At 62.5% G+C, this 20,606-nt stretch carries 13 protein-coding genes; 4 read left to right on the top strand and 9 right to left on the bottom strand.

The window, feature by feature from the left end:
* Positions 1–24: 24 nt before the first annotated feature.
* The 4 genes from tssM (at position 25) to ACS13N_RS23660 (ending at position 7,473) form a co-directional block, all read left to right on the top strand.
* Positions 25–3,972 carry a type VI secretion system membrane subunit TssM gene (gene tssM / locus ACS13N_RS23675; protein WP_438934029.1) on the top strand — a complete coding sequence of 1,316 codons (3,948 nt, stop codon included), beginning with the start codon at positions 25–27 and terminating at the stop codon, positions 3,970–3,972.
* Positions 3,969–4,955, top strand: a complete 987-nt coding sequence (gene tagF, locus ACS13N_RS23670) for a type VI secretion system-associated protein TagF (protein WP_438934028.1) — start codon at positions 3,969–3,971, stop codon at positions 4,953–4,955. Before tssM ends, tagF begins: the two co-directional genes overlap by 4 nt.
* A 2-nt stretch (positions 4,956–4,957) precedes the next feature.
* Positions 4,958–5,794: an OmpA family protein gene (locus ACS13N_RS23665; protein WP_438934027.1), complete on the top strand. Its 837-nt coding sequence runs from the start codon at positions 4,958–4,960 to the stop codon at positions 5,792–5,794.
* 239 nt (positions 5,795–6,033) lie between these two features.
* The gene (locus ACS13N_RS23660) at positions 6,034–7,473 is read left to right on the top strand and encodes a TIGR04222 domain-containing membrane protein (RefSeq protein ID WP_438934026.1); all 1,440 of its coding nucleotides are present in this window, start codon (positions 6,034–6,036) and stop codon (positions 7,471–7,473) included.
* 64 nt (positions 7,474–7,537) lie between these two features.
* On the opposite strand, the gene tssA is transcribed toward ACS13N_RS23660, so the two are convergent.
* The 9 genes from tssA to tssH all read right to left on the bottom strand — a co-directional run bounded on the left by tssA (position 7,538) and on the right by tssH (position 20,566).
* Complete coding sequence (gene tssA / locus ACS13N_RS23655; RefSeq protein ID WP_438934025.1) at positions 7,538–8,614, bottom strand: type VI secretion system protein TssA; 1,077 nt, start codon at positions 8,612–8,614, stop codon at positions 7,538–7,540.
* Between the two features lie 81 nt (positions 8,615–8,695).
* On the bottom strand, positions 8,696–9,421 hold the full coding sequence (locus ACS13N_RS23650; RefSeq protein ID WP_438934024.1) for a hypothetical protein: 726 nt from the start codon (positions 9,419–9,421) through the stop codon (positions 8,696–8,698).
* Between the two features lie 87 nt (positions 9,422–9,508).
* The gene (locus tag ACS13N_RS23645; protein ID WP_438934023.1) at positions 9,509–9,916 is read right to left on the bottom strand and encodes a hypothetical protein; all 408 of its coding nucleotides are present in this window, start codon (positions 9,914–9,916) and stop codon (positions 9,509–9,511) included.
* 195 nt (positions 9,917–10,111) lie between these two features.
* Complete coding sequence (locus ACS13N_RS23640; RefSeq protein ID WP_438934022.1) at positions 10,112–10,711, bottom strand: hypothetical protein; 600 nt, start codon at positions 10,709–10,711, stop codon at positions 10,112–10,114.
* Between the two features lie 207 nt (positions 10,712–10,918).
* A complete protein-coding gene (locus ACS13N_RS23635) occupies positions 10,919–12,163 on the bottom strand; it encodes a hypothetical protein (protein WP_438934021.1) in 1,245 nt (414 codons plus the stop codon).
* A 171-nt stretch (positions 12,164–12,334) separates the two neighbouring features.
* On the bottom strand, positions 12,335–12,808 hold the full coding sequence (locus ACS13N_RS23630) for a hypothetical protein (RefSeq protein WP_438934020.1): 474 nt from the start codon (positions 12,806–12,808) through the stop codon (positions 12,335–12,337).
* Between the two features lie 134 nt (positions 12,809–12,942).
* On the bottom strand, positions 12,943–14,703 hold the full coding sequence (locus ACS13N_RS23625) for a peptidoglycan-binding domain-containing protein (RefSeq protein ID WP_438934019.1): 1,761 nt from the start codon (positions 14,701–14,703) through the stop codon (positions 12,943–12,945).
* A gap of 17 nt (positions 14,704–14,720) precedes the next feature.
* A complete protein-coding gene (gene tssI / locus ACS13N_RS23620; RefSeq protein WP_438934018.1) occupies positions 14,721–17,843 on the bottom strand; it encodes a type VI secretion system tip protein TssI/VgrG in 3,123 nt (1,040 codons plus the stop codon).
* 11 nt (positions 17,844–17,854) lie between these two features.
* Positions 17,855–20,566, bottom strand: coding sequence for a type VI secretion system ATPase TssH (gene tssH / locus ACS13N_RS23615; RefSeq protein WP_438934017.1), 2,712 nt, complete (start codon positions 20,564–20,566; stop codon positions 17,855–17,857).
* Positions 20,567–20,606: the final 40 nt, after the last annotated feature.

The following is a 20,606-nucleotide window of genomic DNA, read 5'->3' as shown; positions in this document are numbered from 1 at the left end:
AACTGTTCCCGAGCCGAAGGCAACATGCAACGCTTCCTGAACTTCCTGACCAACTCACGCACGCTGTCGGTTCTCGGCGTGATCGTGCTGACCATCTTTCTGCTGCTGATCGCGCAGACCTTCGAGATTGGCCTGGTCTGGGCCGGCATCGCGCTGGGTGTGCTGCTGACGCTGTGGCTGGTGGCCTATCTCTGGAAGCGCTGGCGCGCGCGTCAGGCCAGCAAGAAGCTGGAAGGCGTGCTGGAGCAAGCGGCCACAGCCGACAAGGCCGTCACACCCGACAAGCGCGAGGAAGTCGAAGCCCTGCGTGTGCGTCTGGCAGAGGCCGTCAAGACCATCAAGCGCTCCAAGCTCGGCCAGATGTCGGGAGACGCCGCGCTGTATGAGCTACCGTGGTACATCGTGATCGGCAACCCGGCGGCGGGCAAGAGCACGGCGGTGCTGAATTCGGGCCTGCAGTTTCCGTTTGCCGACAAGGGCGGCGCGGTCATTCAAGGCATTGGCGGCACGCGTAACTGCGACTGGTTCTTCACCACCGAAGGCATCCTGCTCGACACCGCCGGCCGCTACTCCGTGCACGAAGAAGACCGCCGCGAATGGCTCGGCTTCCTGGATCTGCTCAAGCGCTATCGCCCGAAGGCCCCCATCAACGGGATCGTGGTGACGGTGAGCGTGTCGGAGCTCACGCAAAACCGCCCCGAATTCGCCATCAACCTGGCCAAGAACCTGCGCCAGCGCGTGCAGGAACTGACCGAGCGCCTGGAAGTGTTCGCCCCGGTGTACGTGATGTTCACCAAGGCCGACCTGATCACCGGCTTTACCGAATTCTTTGGCGACAGCGAGAAGCAGGAGCGCGACCGCGTGTGGGGCTCTTCCCTGCCCTTCGAGCCGGATGCCAAGCCCGATGTGGCGGCCATGTTCGACCAGCGCTTTGATGAGCTGTGCGACGGCCTGAAAGAGATCAGCGTGGCGCAGATCGCTCTGCACCAGAAGAACAAGCTCTCACCGGGGCTGCTGAGCTTCCCGCTGGAGTTTGCGTCGATCAAGCCGACGCTGCGCTCGTTCCTGGTCACGCTGTTTGATGAGAACCCGTTCCAGTACAAACCGGTCTTCCGCGGCTTCTACTTCACCAGCGCGCTGCAGGAAGGCGCGACCAATAGCGTGTCGGCCGAGCGCATTGCGCGCCGGTTCGGGCTGTCGACCGATGGCGCCGCGCGCAACCGCGAGGTGTTCTCGAAGAACGGCTTCTTCCTGCGCGACCTGTTCTCCAAGGTGATCTTTGCGGACCGCCAGACGGTGCGCCAGTTTGCGAGCCCCGCCAAGACGCGCCTACGCATCGCTACCTTCTTTGGGCTGGTACTGGCGCTGGGTCTGATGCTGGGCGGCTGGACGTGGTCGTACATGGGCAACCGCACGTTGACTGCCAACGTGCAGGCCGACCTCGACAAGATCGTGAAGATGCAGCAGAACCGCGTCGACCTGCAGGCCCGCCTGGAAGCGCTCGACATGCTGCAAGACCGCATCGAGCAGCTTGATCGCTATCGCAACGACCACCCGCTCGCGTTGTCGCTGGGCCTGTACCAGGGCGATACGCTGCAGCACAAGCTGCTGGATGAGTACTACAACGGCCTGCGCCAGGTCATGCTCAAGCCGGTGGGCGGCGCGATTGAAACCTTCCTGGCCGAAGTCAACGCGCACCCGGACCAGCTCGCACCAATGGTGCGACCGCCTGAAACCGGCGCGGTGATGACCACGTCTGTGACCACGGCAACCGCCACCGTGGGTGGCGCCTCGGGTGCCGCCGCCAATACGCCGGTCAACAACAACCAGGCCACCGCCTCGACCGGTGCCAAGCGCTACACCGATGCCTCCCCCACCAACGTGGAAGACGGCTACAACGCGCTCAAGACCTACCTGATGCTGTCGGACAAGCGCCACGTGGAAGTCGCGCACCTGACCGACCAAGTCACGCGCTTCTGGCGCGGCTGGCTGGAAGACAACCGGGGCAACATGCCGCGCGAGCAGATGATCCGCTCGGCGGAACGCAACCTGTCGTTCTTCCTGGCGCACGTCAACGACGACAACTGGCCGATGCTGGAAGGCAACCTCTCGTTGGTCGACCAGACGCGTGAAAACCTGCGCCGCGTGGTGCGCGGCATGCCGGCTCGCGAGCGCGCCTATGCCGAGATCAAGGCCCGCGCCTCCACGCGCTACGCCCCGATGACGGTCGCCCGCATCGTCGGTGAGACCGGCGCTGGCGTGGTGGCCGGCAGCTACGCCGTGCCCGGCACCTTCACCAAGGAAGCCTGGCTCGGCTACGTGCAACCCGCCATCCGCGAAGCCGCCAACAAGGAGCTGCAGACCAAGGACTGGGTGCTCAACGTGGCCGCGCGGGATGACCTGACGCTGGAAGGCAGCCCCGAGCAGATCCAGAAGGCGCTGGTCACGATGTACAAGACCGAGTACGCCCGCGAGTGGCAACGCTTCATGCAAGGCGTGGCCATCCAGGACTTCACCGGCTTCGACCAGGCCGTCACCGGCATGAACCTGCTGGGTGACCCGACCAACTCGCCGATCCGCAAGGTGCTCGACACCGCCTACGACCAGACCTCGTGGGACAACCCGTCGATGCTCAACGCGGGCCTGAAGCAGGCCAAGACCGGTGTGCTGGGCTGGTTCAAGCAGCTCTTTGCACGCCAGACGCCGTCGCAGGTGAACATCAATGTCGATACGGGCAACATCGCCGATGCCGGCTCGATCCCGATGGGTCCGGTGGGCAAGGAGTTCTCCGGCCTGGCCCGCGTGGTGATGGTGCGTGACGACAAGTCGCTGCTGCGTGGCTACATGGATTCGCTGTCCAAGGTGCGCACGCGCTTCAACCTCATCAAGAACCAGGGCGATCCGGGCCCGGGCGCGCGCCAGCTCATGCAGCAGACGCTGGATGGCAGCGGCTCGGAACTGGCCGACACGCTCAAGTACGTGGATGAACAGATGCTGACCGGCATGACCGACAGCGAGCGCGCCACGCTGCGCCCGCTGCTGGTGCGTCCGCTGCTGCAGTCGTATGCGGTGGTGATCCGCCCGGCCACGGCAGAAATCAACAAGGTGTGGAACGCGCAGGTCTACCAGACGTTTGCCACCACGCTGGCTGACAAGTACCCGTTCTCGGCCAACGCCAAGATCGAAGCCAGCGCAGCCGAAATCGGCCAGGTGTTCGGCCCGGACGGTTCGATTGCCAAGTTCGCCAGCACGACCATCGGTCCGCTGTCGGTGCGCCGTGGCGACATGCTTGCCGCCCGCACCTGGGGGGATCTGGGCCTGTCGTTCGTGCCCGAGTTCACGACCGGCTTTACGCGCTGGATCGCGCCGCTCACGGGCGGTGCAGCGGGTGGCGGTGCCGGCGGTGCAGCCGCTGCCGCCCCGCAGACGGTGTTCCAGATCCTGCCGGTGCCGTCGCAAGGTGCAACCGAATACACGATCGAAATCGACGGCCAGCAACTGCGCTATCGCAACACGCCGCCGCAGTGGGCCAACTTCGTGTGGCCGAACCCGCAGGGCACGCCGGGGGCGAAGGTGACGGCCACCACGTTTGACGGCCGCACGGTGGAGCTGCTCAACGAGCCGGGCCGCTTCGGCCTGGAACGCCTGATTGCCACCGCGCAGCGCAAGCGTCGCCCGGACGGCGCCTTTGATCTGTCTTGGACAAAGGACGGCCTGACGGTTGCCATCAGCCTGCGCATCATCAGCAGCCCGCAGACCGGCGGCACGACGGCTTCCGACTCGCCGCAGGGCCAGGGCCTGCGCGGCCTGCGCCTGCCGACGTCGATTGCCGACATGAACGCACCGCTGAACACCTCCACCCCACCCGCCCCGGCTGGCTCGCCACCGGCGGGCCGCACGCCGGCCCCTGCTCAGACGCAGGCCGCAACCCGGTCCGCTGTCACGGAAGAGCAAGGGGGGACGGCACAATGAGCCTGACGCAGTTGCAGCTTTCGTACTTCGGCAAGCTTCCATCGCGTGGCGATTTCGTCAAAAGCGCCAACAACGTCCAGTTGCTCGACACGCTCGACCGCTGGTTGGCGCAAGGCATGGAACTGCTGGCCGAAGCACCGGACTGGAAGACCACGTACGACACCTGGAAGCCGGTGCAATTCGCCTTCCTGGGCTCGCAGAGCCGGCTGGCGATTGCAGGCACGCTGATGGCCAGCAGCGACCTGTCTTCGCGCCGCTTTCCGTTTCTGACGGCGGCGGCAATGGAGGTCGATCGCCCGATCAGCTTCATCGCGCGCAGCCCGATCGCACTGGCCCGCCTGTGGACGCGTGCCGGTCAGCAGATGATCTCGCTCGGCCAAGCCTCGGATGCCACCGAGGGCCTGCGCCTGCTGGCCGAAGGACAGCACAGCGTAGAAACCGACAACGGCACGCAGGCCTACGACGCCAGCTTCTCGGATTTCATCGACTTCCAGACCGTCTCGGGGCTCGAGCAGATGCTGCGCGCGGAGGGCCACAACATCCGCCTGCGCCGCACGCTCCTCGCACTCGGCACGCTGCTGCAGCCGGTCATGGCCAATGGCTCGTCGCGCTTGGAGAAAGGGCTCACGCTGCCCCTGCCGGCCGACCCGCTGTACCGCAGCTTGGTGGCGAGCTTTTGGCTGGAACTGGTGTCGCGCTTCCTGCAGCGTGCGGACTTCGAGCTCTCGCTGTTCCTGGGCGAGATCAACGGCGCTGAGCGTTTGGTCATCGGCTTCAACGGTGCATCGTCGCGCACGCTGCACAGCGTGATGTCGCCGCTGGCGTACGCCGAGCAGAACATCAACATCGACGATCCGGAATGGGTCGACCAGCACGTGAGCGGAGAGTACGGCTTGGCCAAATTCGTGAGTTACCTGGATCAACCGCAGCTCTCGCTGCGCGTGGCGGTCGACACCTTCCGCGAAGTCTTCATCGGAGAATGAACATGGGTCTGGATGCAATCAAGCGCGGCTTCCGGCCAGCAACGATCCTGATGGTGTACCTCGCTGCTCTGCCCGGCCTCGCCTTCGCTGCCCCTGGCGACCAGCCGCCGGCTGCTGCAACGGTAACGGCGGCCACGCCTACCCCGGGTCAGGTCGTAGCCGGCGGTACGGTGCCCGACGAAGCCACCAAGGCCAGCGTGCTGGCAAAACTGCGTGAGCTGTACGGCAGCACCAACGTGGTGGACCAGATCGAGGTGGGCAATGTGGTGTCGCCGCCCAACTGGTCGGCCAACGTGCAGAAGATCCTGTCGCCGGCCATCAAGCAGGTCAACCGCGGCCAGCTCAACGTCGACGGCACGCAGGTTTCATTGCACGGTGATGTGGGCAACGAAGCGCAACGTCAGCAGATCACCAGCGACATGGCCACCACGCTGGGCCAGAGCTACACGATCAAGAACGGCCTGCGCGTGGCGGCGGTGTCCGAGCAGGGCCTGCTGGACAAGACGCTGGCCAACCGCATCATCGAGTTTGAAACGGGTAGCGCCACGCTCACGCCCAAGGGCCGTGCGATTCTGGATGAGATGTACACCGTGCTGCCACGCCTGAACGGCCGCAAGATCGAGATCGTCGGCCACACCGACAACTCGGGCAGCCGCGCGATGAACCTCAACCTGAGCCAGGCGCGTGCGGAAACGGTGAAGAACTACCTGATTGCCAAGGGTGCCGAGCAAGGCACGCTTACGGCGATTGGTGTGGGGCCGGATCAACCCGTGGCGGCCAACAATACCGATGAAGGGCGGTCGCGTAATCGGCGGATTGAGTTTCGGGCGAGCCAGTGACGCAATTGTTGCCTGACGTCAGTTTGTACAAGGGGTACGGTGCGATGCTGCACAACGCAGGCATCCACTAGCTTGATCCGCTACCTATGACACCGGCCCCTTCCTCCGCCTTTCCGGAATCCGATTCCGCGTCTGTGCCTCACGCCGCTCCGACCAACGCGGATCGCGACGCTTGCCTGCTTCGACTGAGCCAGTATTCGCTCGATGCGCCTGACGCCCCGATGCCTTTCAGCCGCCGCTTGGCAGAAGCCGAGGGATGGTCGTCTCTGTTTACCCTGACCGTCATCGAGGAGTACAAGCGCTTTGCCTATCTGGCGGTGTATGCCGGGCACCCGGTCACGCCGTCTGAGGCGATCGATGCCGCATGGCATCTTCACCTGCAGTATTCAAAAGACTATTGGACGGTGTTCTGCGCGGAAGTACTGCGCGCTCCGCTCCACCATGCGCCGGGCATCGGCGCGCCGGGTGAAGAGGACACCTACGCGCGCCACTACCAGCAAACGCTCGACAGCTACCGGAGTGCGTTCGGCGTCGAACCGCCCCCCGATGTCTGGCCGACGCCGGAAGGCATGGCTGAGCAAGTGCCGGACAATGGCACGCAAGAGGCGGATGGTCCCGCATGGCGTCCGCGCAGCATTGCCCCGCCGCCGCGTGTTTCGACCGCTCGCCGGATCAAGCCGCTTGCGTGGCTCACGATCGGCGTCACCCTCATCGCCATCACTACGCATGCTGCGCCGGATGCCGGCGTGCTGAACTATCCGGGGCCGCTCTTTCTCGCGTTCTACCTGGGCGTGTGCGTGATGGCTTGTCTGTCGATCCGGGGCCTGCACCAGTTCACGTACAAGCGTCGCCCGCGGGGAGTGGCGCACGGCAGCACGCCGCATACGCTTACGCCCGACGAGGCTGCACTCATTGCAGGCGACGCTTCGCGAATGGCGCAGGTCGCAACACTCGCGATGCTCGACGCAGGCGCGATCCGCATTGCCTACCCAGCGAAGAAAAGCCGCGACCGCAAGACCTACGTGGTCGCAAACGCGGAGCACACGCCCGAGCGCCACGTGAACGCATGGGTGTGGCTAAACCAGCAAAAGCAGCACCGCTCGCCATGGCCGAGCTTCCGAGATCGACTCGTCAACGAAGCCTCCGATATGACAGCGCGGCTGCAAGGTCAGGGATGGATGTGGACGTCCGGCTCCATGCGCGCAACGACGTTGGCTGCGTGGGCGATTGCGCTGCTGGTACTCGGGCTCGGCGTGACGAAGGTATTTGTCGGCCTGATCCGAGATCGTCCGGTGATGTGGCTGTTGATCGAAATAGCGTCGTTCGGATTCGCGTACTGGTGGTTGACCGCACGACTGGTCGGCGTTGGTAGCGCCGGACCGACCGCGACAGCGGACGCCGCGCTCGATGCTTACCGTCAGCGTGGCCAGCAGGCGTCCGATGCCCGTTGGTCGAAGACCGACCTGCTGTGGATGACGGCGTTGGGTGGTACCAGCGTGCTGACCGGCACAGCCTGGGCCGGATACCGATCGATGATGGGCGGACCGGGAATGCCAGTCAGCTCCGGAGGCTCTGGGAGCGACACGTCGAGCAATTGCAGCTCAAGCAGTGGTAGCTCAAGTAGCTGCAGCTCCAGCAGTTGCGGATCGAGTGGTTGCGGCGGTTGTTCGAGCAGTTGACGAGGTTTGCATCTGCATAGACCCCACGCCAGGCACCGTGCCTGGTTGGGGCCCATATAGAAGATCAGCCTGCGCTATCCGGCGACGGATCACCCAAACCCAGCAGCTCTTCAATCTGCGACAACGTCGCATCATCCTTGACCACCGTGCGCAGCCAGGCATGCAGCGGCATGTCGCCCCACTTGGCGGCGCGTGCGGCCAGATAGGCCACCGGGCTGTGCGGCTCGGTCTGACGGAAGAACTCCGCCACTTCACGCAATTGATCCAGTGCTTGCGCGCGCGAGCGGATCGGCCCCACTACAGTTGCGACAACCGCTTCCGTTGCGGCCTGCCCGGCAGCTTGCTGGGCTGCCTTGGCTTCCACCGCAACCGGCTTGGGCTCAGGGGGCTTGCCACCGAAACGCTCGATCAACGCACGCACCGTCTGCAGCGTCTCGCGGGCCGCACGGAAGCTCGGAGCATGGTCACCTGCGCGCCCATCGAGCACGGATTGCAACCGCAGCAACGCGGCCCCGCAACCCACCACATCGTCATGCAGCGTCTTGTAGAACGCCGGTGATGTGGACCGCCGTGCAGCCTCAAACTGCTCCTGCGTAACCTTGCCGCGCGCGAGCTCATCGGCCTGATCCGGATCGCGGCGGATCGCCTCGACCAAGCTGCTCGCGACTTCCCAGTCGACGAGGTTGTAGCCGCCCTTGGACGCATCCACCAGCGGCACTTCGCGGATCAACTGGCTCGAACGTGCAGCCAGCCATGCCATGCTGCCTGTACGCGCCTCGGGGTCGTCCGCCTCGGGCAGCGGATAGATGTGTTCCCAATACTGTTCGCACAGGCCCGAGATCAACTCATAGCCCTCGCGCAGGCCCGCAAAACCGCGCTCTTTCGACAGCGCTTCGGTCAGCCACGCGAGCAGGCGCAGATCCTTCGTGCGGTTCTGCAACAGCGACGTGCCCTCGGTAATCACGGCGCGCCAGTCGGCCTCCTTGATCTCGGTCACCCACTCGCCTTGGTCGAGCGACGGATCGTCGAAGCGGCGTGCCTCTTGAATGCTGTCGAATTCGGCGGAGAAGAGCATGTCTTCGCCGCAGGGTTGCGCGCCAGGCAGCGGGGCCAGCAGTTGTTCAAACGGAAGAGTTGCCATGATGTAACTAGACGAGAAGATTGATATGCCTTCCCGGTATCGCCTCTGAAGAGCGTCCCCGGGCATGTCTCTTTGCTTTGTTCAACGATCGAGCGGTGGCTTGTCGTCTGGGTACCGCACCTCCACGATCGACACGCCCATCCAGCTGCGTCTTATCTCCAACACATAGCGATTGCCCCGTGCGACCGAAACCGCCTCTCCGGTAGTGGATGGGCTACTCCCGCCCGTCGAAAGGAAGTCCCCGGCATCAGGACCGTCCAACAACTGGAATTTGACATGGCTGGTCGACCTCGTGCTGCGATACCCCGACCCGGGCGACGATCGGGTGTCATCGCATCTGGCAAGCACGAGCAGCGGTTTAGCAAAGGCGGCGTTATATACGTTCATCAGGCTCTCGCCATTGGCCCCGACCACGATCAACAGGCAAAAGAACATTGCGCTGCCAGCGCCCGAGAGATCAACCGGGCCAGCGCGCTCGCTTGCCGGTATGAGCATTGAGGCGCCCATCGTCATCAGTATCAACAAGATGAACGACACGACAAAAACGAGCGGCCAGCGCACCAGCCACCATAGCCAACTCTGATCCCCCGCCCAATGCGGATAGGGGTTGAGCTCGTAGAGAAAAAGCGACAGAAAAATCGTGAAGATGGCGCCGAAAAGGAGACCGACCATTGTGCCGGCACCGCTTTCCCCTGGCTCTTCACCCGAGGTTTCGGTAGACGCTGTTGTAGATGCTTCTGACATCAGCGGTGCGCTCTCTATCGATATGCAGTAGAAGTCATGAAGAATGGCGGAGTCGGTTCGCAACCCATTTGACTCGCTGGATTGATTGATGCCGATTGTCCCCTGCAGTACGCTTTGCAGAGACCTGCATTGACTTAGGTCGACGAGTCCTCAAGGTTTGATGAGTCGACAATCAGCCAGCGCCAGCGTCAGGCCAACGAACTGCCGGTTCAGGCAATCGAGTGTGATGTCCTTGCTGAGCTTGTACGCCGAGATTTTGTTGTCAGGAAATGCAGCCTTCAGCGCGTCGCGCTGGTCATCCTGAAACGGGGCGCCAACCTTGAGGTCTTCAGTAACAGCCAGCGTGTTCAGGCTGTCGTCGGACAGCGGGTACACCTGCCCCTTGAACTCAAGGCGATGGCCGTCGTACTTCTTGGCAGCGCTGGGGGCGTCCTTGAAATACTCGGTGAGGACTTGCCGGTACGACACCTGAAGTGGCGCGTCCTCGCCGGCCAGTGCGGGGCTGGCGACCAGCGCAGCGAAGATCGGGGCAACGGCAACGCGAAGCAGTGGGGCCATGTTGGTGCGTTTGAAAATAGGGCAATCCTCGCTTGGCTGCGATTGGATTCAACGGTGCTGATGCTACTCAGGGCGGGTCGGTTTAGGGGGATTGTTTCTAAATCTTCATATGAAGATTGCGGCACCCAGAATCTACCGACATGCGGCCAGCAACGGGCTGAACCGCGTCCGGCGCCCACGCCCTGATGCGCAGAGTTACTGATCGTACACGCCTAATAACGACATCCCCATCCAACTTCTTTTCATCGAGATCAGGGCAATCTTGCCATCGTCGGCACGGGCGCCGTGTTCGCTCGTACCACTCCAACTGAACCGAAGGGTCTCTCCTTTTAGCGGCCCCTCCAGAAACTCGTATTCAACCTCGGTGCGGCCAATGCTTCGATTACCTTTCGGAGAAACGGACGTGCTCAAGCGCCTTGCCTTCACTATCGACCCCTCGCCGTATGAGGCGTTGTACAGATTCATCAGGGTGCTGCCGCCGAACGTAACGACGGCAATCGCGGTGGCAAACAGCACAGCGTTCATTCCGTCCGTCACCTTCTCAAACTCCTTTGCAAAGTCAGTATCGTCAATCCGGCTTGCGATGATGGCCTGCGGGATCAGGCACACAATGAACCCAGCGATGACCAGCGGGTACCGCAGCCACCACCATCGCGCGCTTTGCACGCCGCTCAGTGGATAGGGGTCGGCATAGCCAAAGACGATCAGGAAGAGCGCTAGGGGGACGATCAACAAGATGATCACCGCGCCGACGATGGCGATTTCACCGGGTGGATTCTCTGGCGCGTCAGACATTCTTTTTCATCGGGATATGGGTGTGCTCGGATGGAGTCGTCACCTGCACACTAAACGGTATGCCGCCGCCAAGGCCCCGTCTTGCGGCGACGCTTTGGCATCCGTTTGCGGACGTTGACGCTATGTGGGCCAAGCAGACGTAAGCAACAATGCAGGCGTAGCTGAAACGCCTTGTTGCCTACAAGAATCCAGAAATCATGCAACCAATCAGTGGTTGGGTTCCGAAACCGGATTGCTTTCTTCCTGCCGTGCAGCAGGCTGTGCTTGCTTGTACTTCGCGTTCTGGATTTCCTCCAGACGTTCCGCCACTTCATCGCCCTTGAGGAGCGCCACTCGGGCGCGCACGGTTGCATTCACGTACTGGTGAGCAAAGCCATCACTCACGCGCCAAGTCTCGCCATCCTGAACAAAGTCAAAGTCGCCTTCCATGACCTGCCATTCGGATTGGCCCAGTGCGGACAGAACGATATCGCGATACTCGGCCTGTACCCGGCAAGACCACTTGCCATTGCCAAGTGCCGTGCAGTTGTTCAGGGGCTGCACATTGCGCACGGTGCGCGTGTCGGTTTCGGGGGGCTCCCCACGCATCTCGCGCTTGCGCTTGCGCGCCGCATCAAACGCATCCTGCTGGAGTGGTCGAGTCTGTTTAGTGAAGTCGTCCACGCCGTTTGTGAAGGCCGTGCGCAGGCGAGAGGCGCCGGCCGGCTGGCCTAGCTTTTCGTCAATCTGCCGATACCGGGCACGCAGAACGCGCGGGTCTTCACCCTTCACCAACATCTCGCCGTTCTTGCCCGTGGGACTGATGCTGTAGCCCATGGGGACCGCCAGATCACCAATCTTGACGGTGGCTGTGCAGCCACGTGAGCGCTCTTCCTTGACGTAGCCCACTTCCTTGACGTCTGAAAACTGCGCCGACAAGTAGTTCACTGACGCGGACTCTGCCGATCGAAAGGCATCCCTCGTGCTCTGCATGAACGCAGCGCTGCGAAACGCTTGCTGCACACGAGGGTTATCGCACCCTGGCGTTGCGTCCGGTGCAAATACGTACCATGCTGCGGCAACGGCAAAGGCTGCGCCACCACACAGCCAAAGCCATCGCGGCCCTGGAAACAGAGCATCCAGCATGGCCTTGTCCGATTGCTTCAGCAGCTCCTTGCTGTATGCCTCGGCTTCGCGCTGCACTGCTGCATGCAGTTGCTGAACTGCCTCAACGCGCGCGGCATTGCCTGCGAAACCGGCCTGCGAGACCGACAAGGATTCGATTTCCTCCAGATCCTCGTCGGACAGGATGTCCTCCATATGCAGCCAGATCAGGGCCTCACCTGCATTGGGGTAGGGCTCGAGTTCGCCGGGCAAGGCATCGAGCCGCTGGCGGGCAAGATCGAATTGCGCTTGTTGGATGAGTGTGTCTGAGAGCAGGCCGTCAAGAATCGGCGTGGCGGCAATGGGCATGCGAAGCGGGACGTATTGAAGAAAAAGGGGTCACGCGGTTTTCAGAATGAAGTCAGCGTCTTGGCGACTCACCGCAACGAATCAACAACGTTCAAAGCTAGACCACCTGTTGCTGCGATAACGTCCGTCAAAAACACCGTTGGTTTAGCTCTTCTCGTGGTGAATGCGAAGTCAATTTCCCTCTGAGCGAGGAGGCAGCGCAAGTTCGAACGCGCTGCAATACTTCGCCAATCGCGGGTCCGCATTGGGGGCGCCATAAGCTGATTTCTTGCTGTCAAAGCTAAGAACGTACCTACGACTAATGACATCCCCGACTTTATCGTCAAAACATGAACGACTAACTTCGAGATCTAGCCATCCCTTCGCTTTCCCCTTGTCCTTAACTCGCACGTCTGACAGGAAATCATCCAATACCTTCACGTATGTGCCGTCGGAGCAGTTGGCATAGCCCATGAAGTGCACTACATCATGCATACCATATGCACCAGAAAAATCTTTGATGAGATAGTCGGGTCTGCCGTCGCCATCGAAATCAGGTTGACCATAGACGAAGGTCTTGCCATTGGAAAAGGTATATAAACAGTCACCTTTTCCATCTGCGCGGCAAATACTCGCCATCCTCTCCGCATTTATCTCGATCTTCACTCGGGCTTCTGGAGTCGGCGCGGCACAAATGCTAGCTCGGCTCACCTGCGATCCAGACGCACCACCATCGGATTGCGCACTTGGCGCACACCCCAGAAGAAGAAACGCTATGCCAGTTGTACAAAGTCTCATTGTCATAGTCCAGTGGCATCTAAAACAAACGAACCACGCGCCTCCGATAAGGAGCCGAGTTCAGTTCCCACAACGTAGTTTCGGTCTGCGCGCCCAGCATAGTTGGGCCAGTTTGCCAAAGCTGTTTGTGTAGCGTTGACTTGGGCTGCATCTGTGAGGAGTCGCGCTGTAAGAGCAGACTCGTGCGCGTTCGTCCACTGCGCAGGGGCAAGACTCCAGCTTAGCGTGGGATTCGCTTGGATTGCCGCCACGATCGAATTTCGCACGCGCTCCCCACTCACATGCGCTGGACGAAAAATGTGCCATCTCAACAGGATTGCCGCAGCCTTCTCGGAAGTGAAAATCGTTCCTAGCGTTCCATTCACCGTGACAGAACCAGAAGTCACTGTCACCGAAATACCCAGCACGTCACGAAGACGGAGTCTTACCATATCCCACATCGAGTGGCGAACGGTCTGTATTGTTCGTCCCGCCATGACCCACCTGAAGAACCAATGCCAGTTCTTGTAGTAGTTCGCCTCTGCGGGGTCCCGATCAACAAGCGGTAGTTGCGCAACGTTGTCAGGTGCTTGAAGCGGGTCTACGTTGTCATCATGAGATCGAATCCAACCCGCGTACTTTCGCTGCCCCGCATTCCAGAGTGCGCCTTCATTGCTGCCGACCCACGTGTCCGAGGGGTACAGCCCAAAGTTTCCGTAGGCTGTCAGGTAATCGTCACGGCTCTTGGATAGCACGTAAGCAAGAAAACCGGGGAGCTCACCGTTCTTATATCCCCCGTCTGGCATGATGCCCATCGTCCAGTGACATGGGCCTAGCGACACCAGTGCATCGTCGTAAGCGTTGACGGAATCGAACGCACCCATGCACTCCTGCTCTGCAGCTGCGCGAACGGCGCGATAGGTCGAGGCGGTCGCCCCAGTCAAGTTCGACTGCAACGTTGCGACGGTCGTTGCAGCGTCAATCAGAGACTCGGGTGTCATTTCGGCCTCTTCACGCCATGTATGCTTTGGCACAAGGCTCGCTGGGCCACCATATGTGGAATAACTGCTGTAAGTCCCCAGTACCTGGTATTGGCTAGCGTCCCGCGTTCCTGGATATGGGTAATACCCGCTGAAATCCCGATAGAACATGCGAGGCGCAGAATTGGGAAGCTCGTTATAACGCCAGATATTCACACCATTGGCGGCAGTGGTTGTTCGCTGCCCATGCGCGATATTCCACGCCTCGATGACAACGGGACATCTGTAGCCGTTCCCAATCCAGTGAGCGATCGCCTGTCTGGTTCGCTCGTTCACCAGTCCGCTAATTGGGCCGGTATACCGCGCTGTATTGGTGGCTTGCTCGAGCGAGGCTACATAGAAAGATTCAGGTGGATCGGTGTTGGGTGCAGTCCCTAGCGCAGCGACTTCGTGCGCTGCCTCCCCCGTCTGAGGGTCATTCGTCATTTGGTGCAGACGGGAACGATTGAGCTGCGCCACGCGTGCCATGCTCGCATAGATCTGAAACTCGCGGACAGCCCATTCCGTCCCTCGTCCAAACGAACCATCAGGCGTCCCCACCAGCACAAATCCAAGCTCCCGCAGATCGCGCTGCAGTTGTTCTACGTGCCCAAGCACGGCAACCGATCCCCCCCCTTGCGAAGGAGTCTCAGCGGAAGCTGGCGATGCAGGTGGATCCTCAACGCCGCCCCACTTTGGGGGGGTGTTGTTCGCAGTATTGCCATCATGATCGCCACGCCTCAGATCGTGGTTCCCATAAGCCATCCCAGAATCCCCTTTTCTTATATGTCGTGACGATGGTTGAGCTTCGTCAAGCCCTGCGCAACCAGTTCTGACGTGGCGGCTTGGTCTTGAGACTCATGAAAGCGCCGCAAAGCAGCCTGGCTCTTTCGCCCGAAGTCTCCATCGATCTTTCCGTCATAGAACCCAAGATTCTTCAGACGCGACTGGATCCCCTTGTGCTGGTTAGTCGAGCTTTGCTTCTTGAGGTCAAGATCCCATACCCATGGTTGCCGATCTTTTCCAAAGGCATACACCGTCAACTTCCCTTTTCTCACACCCGGCGGAGCGGGGTGATCAATGATTCCGTTTGAAATCACCCCCTCAAACGTCTGCCCACCCAGCTCAAGGCGATACGGTTTCCCCTCCAACGAACCTCGCCCATACTGCTGCTGCACACGAATCGCAAACCGTTCGGCAGGAACAACAGTGGAGTACGGCATATGAGGGGGGATCGTAGGGCTACCGCCGGGCCCCACAAACGCGTGTCGGGCCCCTTTAAACGTCACCATCCCCGGCGCATGCAGCTCAATCGTTCCGTTGGTCACCTTGATCTGCGCACCACCCGCATTGACCAGCACATACTGCTTGGCCTCTGCCGTCACGCTGGCCTGCGTGGACGCCACGGTCACGGCCTTCTCTGCCACCAGGTGGCTTTCACCCTTGAGGCTGCTCAAACCCACCTTGCCGCTGGCGGCATGCATGGCGATACCCGGTGTGGCATCCCCTGCCTGCCCGAGCGACTTGCCATGCGCATACAGGCTCAGCCCTTCGGCCACGGCAACAGACAGGTTGCCCCCCACAGCCACATTCGCATCCTGCTTGGCGGCAAGCATCACCTGCGTGCCAGCAACAATCACGGCGTCGACGGGCGTGGTGGTGACGATGCCCTTGGGCGCGGAGATTTGCAGATGCGGCTCGCTATAGGCAACGGCTTGAGCGCCTTCCCGCCCGCTCTCTGCGTGACGCAGGACTTCCGTGGTGTGGCGCAACTGCTTGAGCGCAGGCAGCTCCTTGGCAGCAGGCTCGTCGGCCATGCCGGCCTTCTGCTTCTGCGCAGCCTCGGCCAGGGATTCCGCCAGATCGCTTGTCGCTTCGATCTGGCTGGCAGCAGCTTCGCTGTCTTGCAGTGCTGCGCTTGTACCAGCGCTGTGCGCGGTGAGCAGAAGACCGGCACCTGCGCGCACGCTGCCACTGTCGTCGGTGGCAAGCGCGGCGCCGTGGCCGAGATCAGCCTGACGGGCACTGTCGATCTGTTCCTTGTGGTGGCCCAGCACGAGGCCGGTGGCGGCCTGCGTGGTGCTGAGTTGCGTGCGGCCCTGGCCTGCCGTGTCGTCAAACACAAGCTGGTTGTAGCCCGACGTGCCCGCCTGACTGCCTGCCAGCGCCTGCGTCTTGATGCCGGAGAGCACCGCGTTGTGAGCGTAGGCGCCCTGGCTCTTGCTGTCGCCGGCAAACCAGGCGGGCGCGTTGCCGGTAGCGCCGGCCGCTCCGGCCTGGTTCTGGTTGTACTGTGCGTCGGTCTGGCCAGTGCCGTTGTAGGCGGCGCCCACTACCACGGGGCGGTCGATGTCGCCTTGCAGGAATTCCACCAGCACTTCCTGGCCCACACGTGGCAGCGCCACACCGCCCCAGTTGGGGCCAGCAACGGGCGCGGCCACGCGCACCCAGGCACCTAGGCCTGCGCTGGCGCGTGCGTTGTCATCGCCAGCCGGGTGCGACTGACGGCTAGCCGAGCGCGCACCGCGCTGCCAGTGGAATTGCACCTTGATGCGGTGGTCGCGGTCCGTATGCACCGGGCCATCGGCGCCAATCACGAGTGCGGTCTGGCTGCCGTTGACGGTCGGGCGCGGGTGCAGTGCGCGCCCTTGCTCGTCGCTCTGCTGGGGGCGTACGGGCACACTGTCGCGCACCACGGTGAAGTGGTTGCGGTAGAACGTGGCGTCTTCGCCAGCGCCCTTGTTGCTGCCGGCGCCAAGCACATCGCCATCCTTCAATGCCCCGAGCGTTTCGGTCAGCACCTGCCCGAAGCGGTCGTTGAAGTTATTGCGTGCCTGGTGCGTCACGGCCAGCACGGCAAAGCGCTGGTCGCCCTCATCGTGATCAAAGTGGTCGGTCAGCTTGAAGCGCGTGCCGGTCGCCAGCGTACGCACGCTGCCTTCGCCATCGAACTGCTTGTCGCGCAGTTCCAGCGCTTCCATCATCAGCCGTGCGACACGCTGTGCCTGGTTGTTGTCTTCAAACCAGTATTGGCCGGGATAGTCGGTGTCCTGCAGCGTCAGTTGCGGGCCGTCGCTGCCCTGCTGCTGGCCCCCAAGCTGCGCCGTGCGCTTGGCATTGGCGCGGTAGTCCCAGCTTGCTATCGACACGGCGTTGGTCTGCCAGCGGCGCGTGCCCTGCCAGCGGTCGATCACGTCTTCGGTGGCGGTAGTGTCCGCACGACCAAAGCGGATGCTGGATTGCGCGTTATCGGTGAACACGTCATTGGCATCGGCGATGACCATGCGGTGCACGCCCAGCGCATCGCCATCCTTGGCTTCGTGCTCGAAGAAGTAGAACAACCCCTCTTCGGCCAGCAGGCGCGTGACGAAATCGAAGTCGCTCTCTTCGTATTGCGTGATGACGCTGCGGCGCGTGTAGACCGAGCTGTCGCGCAGCGCCCAGCGCCATGCGGGCACCAGCCGCCCTTGTCCCTGGTAGTCGCCAAAGAGGCTGTCGATCACCTCGATGATCGACATGTCCTGGAACAGGAAGCTGTCGCGGCGGTAGCGCAGGAAGGCGAGCCACGGCTCGATCACCAGCCGATAGCGCACCAGGCCGCCATTGGCGCCAAGCTGCTCAAAGCGCGTGACGTGGCCGTGGAACGGGCGCAGCGTGCTGCGGCTTTGCTGCGTGAGCAGGTCGAGCCGCACAGGCTGGCCGAGCAGCTTGGTGGAATCGATGTCGGCGTTGTCGGACAGCGCCGTCAGTTCCAGGCGGAAGCCACCTGCGTCCGTGTGCTCGGCGGCGTCCAGTTGTTCGGGCAGCAGCGCGTTCGGCCCCAGCGGCGTTTCCAGCCGCAGCAGGCGGTTGGCCTGGGTGAAGGCCGCGCGCAGCAGGTTTGCCAGCTCGGTCGGAGAGACCATGGTGTGCTCGCTTATTGAATGCGGTACTTGAACTCGCCGCTCTTGCCGACGCCCACCTTGATCTTCTCAACGCTGCCGCCCTCGGCCATGCGCGTGAGCACCGATTCGGCAATCTCTGGCAACAGCGTGCCGTTGAGGATGTGGTCGACCGCGCGGGCGCCGGCATCCACCTCGGTGCAGCGTGCGAGCACGGATTCCACCAGCGCGTTGTCCCACTGGAAGGTGGCCTTGTGGTTGACGGCCACGCGGTCACGGATGCGGCCCAGCTTGAGCGTGATGATCTCGGCCAGCACGTCGTCGGAAATCGGGTAGTACGGCACCACCTTCATGCGGCCGAGGAACGCCGGCTTGAACGCCTTGTAGAGCGTTGGGCGCAGCTGTTCGGCCAGGGCATCGGCGTCTGGCAGTTCTTCGGCCGCCTTGTTCAGGCACGCCTGCATGATGTTCGACGACCCGACGTTGGACGTCAGGATGATGATGGTGTTGCGGAAGTCGATCGGGCGGCCTTCGGCGTCGTCCATCTCGCCCTTGTCGAACACCTGGAAGAACATCTCCAGCACATCGGGGTGGGCCTTCTCGACTTCATCCAGCAGCACGACGCTGTACGGGTTGCGGCGTACGGCTTCCGTCAGCACGCCGCCCTCGCCGTAACCGACGTAGCCCGGCGGCGAGCCCTTGAGACCCGACACGCTGTGCGCCTCCTGGTACTCGCTCATGTTGATGGTGATGAGCTTGCGCTCGCCACCGTAGAGGATGTCGGCCAGCGCCAATGCCGTTTCAGTCTTGCCCACACCCGACGGCCCAGCGAAGAGGAACACGCCACGCGGCTTGTTCGGGTCTTCCAGATTGGCGGTGGCGGTGCGCACGCGCTGCGCGACGGCATCCAGTGCGTGCGCTTGGCCGATCACGCGGGCGGCCAGCAGCGGCTTGAGGTTCAACACCGTGCGCAGCTCATCCTTGACCATGCGGCCGAGCGGAATGCCCGTCCACGCGGACACGATTTCCGACACCACGTGGCCATCCACCTGCAACGGCACCATCGGGGTTTCGCCTTGCAGCGTGCGCAGTTCGGCCAGCAGCTTGGCCAGTTCGTCCGGCTCATCCGCGGTGCGGGCGCGCTTGGGCATCGACACCACGTTGCTGTTGGCGGCCACGGGCAGCGCGTCTTCCTCTCCGGCTTGTGTGGTGCCGCTCTCGCGCGCTTCGCGCAGGGCCTGGATGCGGGCGACGAGTTCGCGCTCCTTGGCGAGGCGTTCGGTGTTCTGGGCGACGCGCTGCTCCAGTTCGGCACGTTGCACGTTCAGGGCTTCCAGGCGCGCATCGTGTTCTGCCCCAGCGCTCTGCTCGCGCTCCAGCGCGTTGATCTCGCCTTGCAGGCGCTCAAGCGTTTTCTGGTCGTCTTCAATGGCGCCGGGCATGGCGCTCTGACCCAGCGCCACCTTGGCGCAGGCGGTATCCAGCACGCTGACGGCCTTGTCCGGCAGCTGACGCCCGCTGATGTAACGGTGCGACAGACGCACCGCCTCGGTAATCGCCTCGTCCAGCACGCGCACACCAAAGTGACGCTCCATCAGCGGCGCCATGCCACGCAGCATGGAAGCCGCCAGCGGCTCGCTCGGTTCTTCCACCTTGACGACCTGGAAGCGGCGAGCCAGCGCGGCGTCCTTCTCGAAGTACTTCTTGTATTCGCTCCACGTGGTGGCAGCAATGGTGCGAAGTTCGCCGCGCGCGAGGGCCGGCTTGAGCAGGTTGGCCGCATCGTTCTGGCCAGCCTGGCCACCTGCGCCGATGATGGTGTGCGCCTCGTCGATGAACAGGATGATTGGTTTCGGGCTCTTCTTGACCTCGTCGATCACGTTCTTCAGGCGGTTCTCAAACTCGCCCTTCACGCTGGCGCCCGCCTGCAGCAAACCCATGTCGAGCGTGCGCAGTGTCACGCCTTGCAGCGGCGGCGGCACGTCGTTGGCGGCCACGCGCAGGGCCAGACCTTCCACCACGGCGGTCTTGCCCACACCGGCCTCGCCGGTCAGGATCGGGTTGTTCTGGCGGCGGCGCATCAGGATGTCGATCACCTGACGGATCTCGGCGTCACGGCCGATGACCGGGTCGATGCGGCCATCGCGAGCGGACTGCGTCAGGTCGACCGTGAACTGGTCGAGTGCCGGCGTAGACGACAGCGCTGCGGCGGGCTTGCCGCCATCTTCGGCCTGAGCGGTTGCATCGTCAGCGATATCGACGGCCTGCTCCTGCTCGTCCGAACCGGCGGTCATGCGCTCGAAGTCATGCTTGAGGCGATCGACCTCGAACTTGGCAAACAAGCGCGAGCCACGCTCAGCCAAGGCAGACAGGCTCGGCTCCGTCAGCAAGGCCAGCAGCAGATGGCCTGAGCGGATGCGCGTGATTTGGGAATCCAGCGAGGCGATCAGCCAACCGTGCTCGAACAGCTTTGGCAGGTACGGCGAGAACGCCGGCGTGCGCGTGTTGCCCTTCTGGAAGCGGCCAATCTCTGCTTCCAGATCACGCTGCAGCGCTGCCAGGTCAATACCGCTGGCACGCGCGGCCACTGCGAAATCGCTGCGGCGGTTTTCCAGCAGTGCCAGGAACAGGTGTTCTAGGTCGACCTCATAGTTGCCTTGCGCCATGCACAGCGAGGCAGCGCGCTCGGCAGCCTGCCGGCTGGTCGCGTTCAGCTTGGCGATCAGGGTCTTGAGTGGGATGGCCATGGCGGCAGGGCTCCGAAGGGTCGAGAAGGTGTCGGTTGTT

The sequence above is a fragment of the Ralstonia sp. 24A2 genome, assembly GCF_051783885.1.
Classification (GTDB): domain Bacteria; phylum Pseudomonadota; class Gammaproteobacteria; order Burkholderiales; family Burkholderiaceae; genus Ralstonia.
Note: the sequence above shows the minus strand (reverse complement) of the source record. Positions and strands in the feature narration are given on the sequence as shown.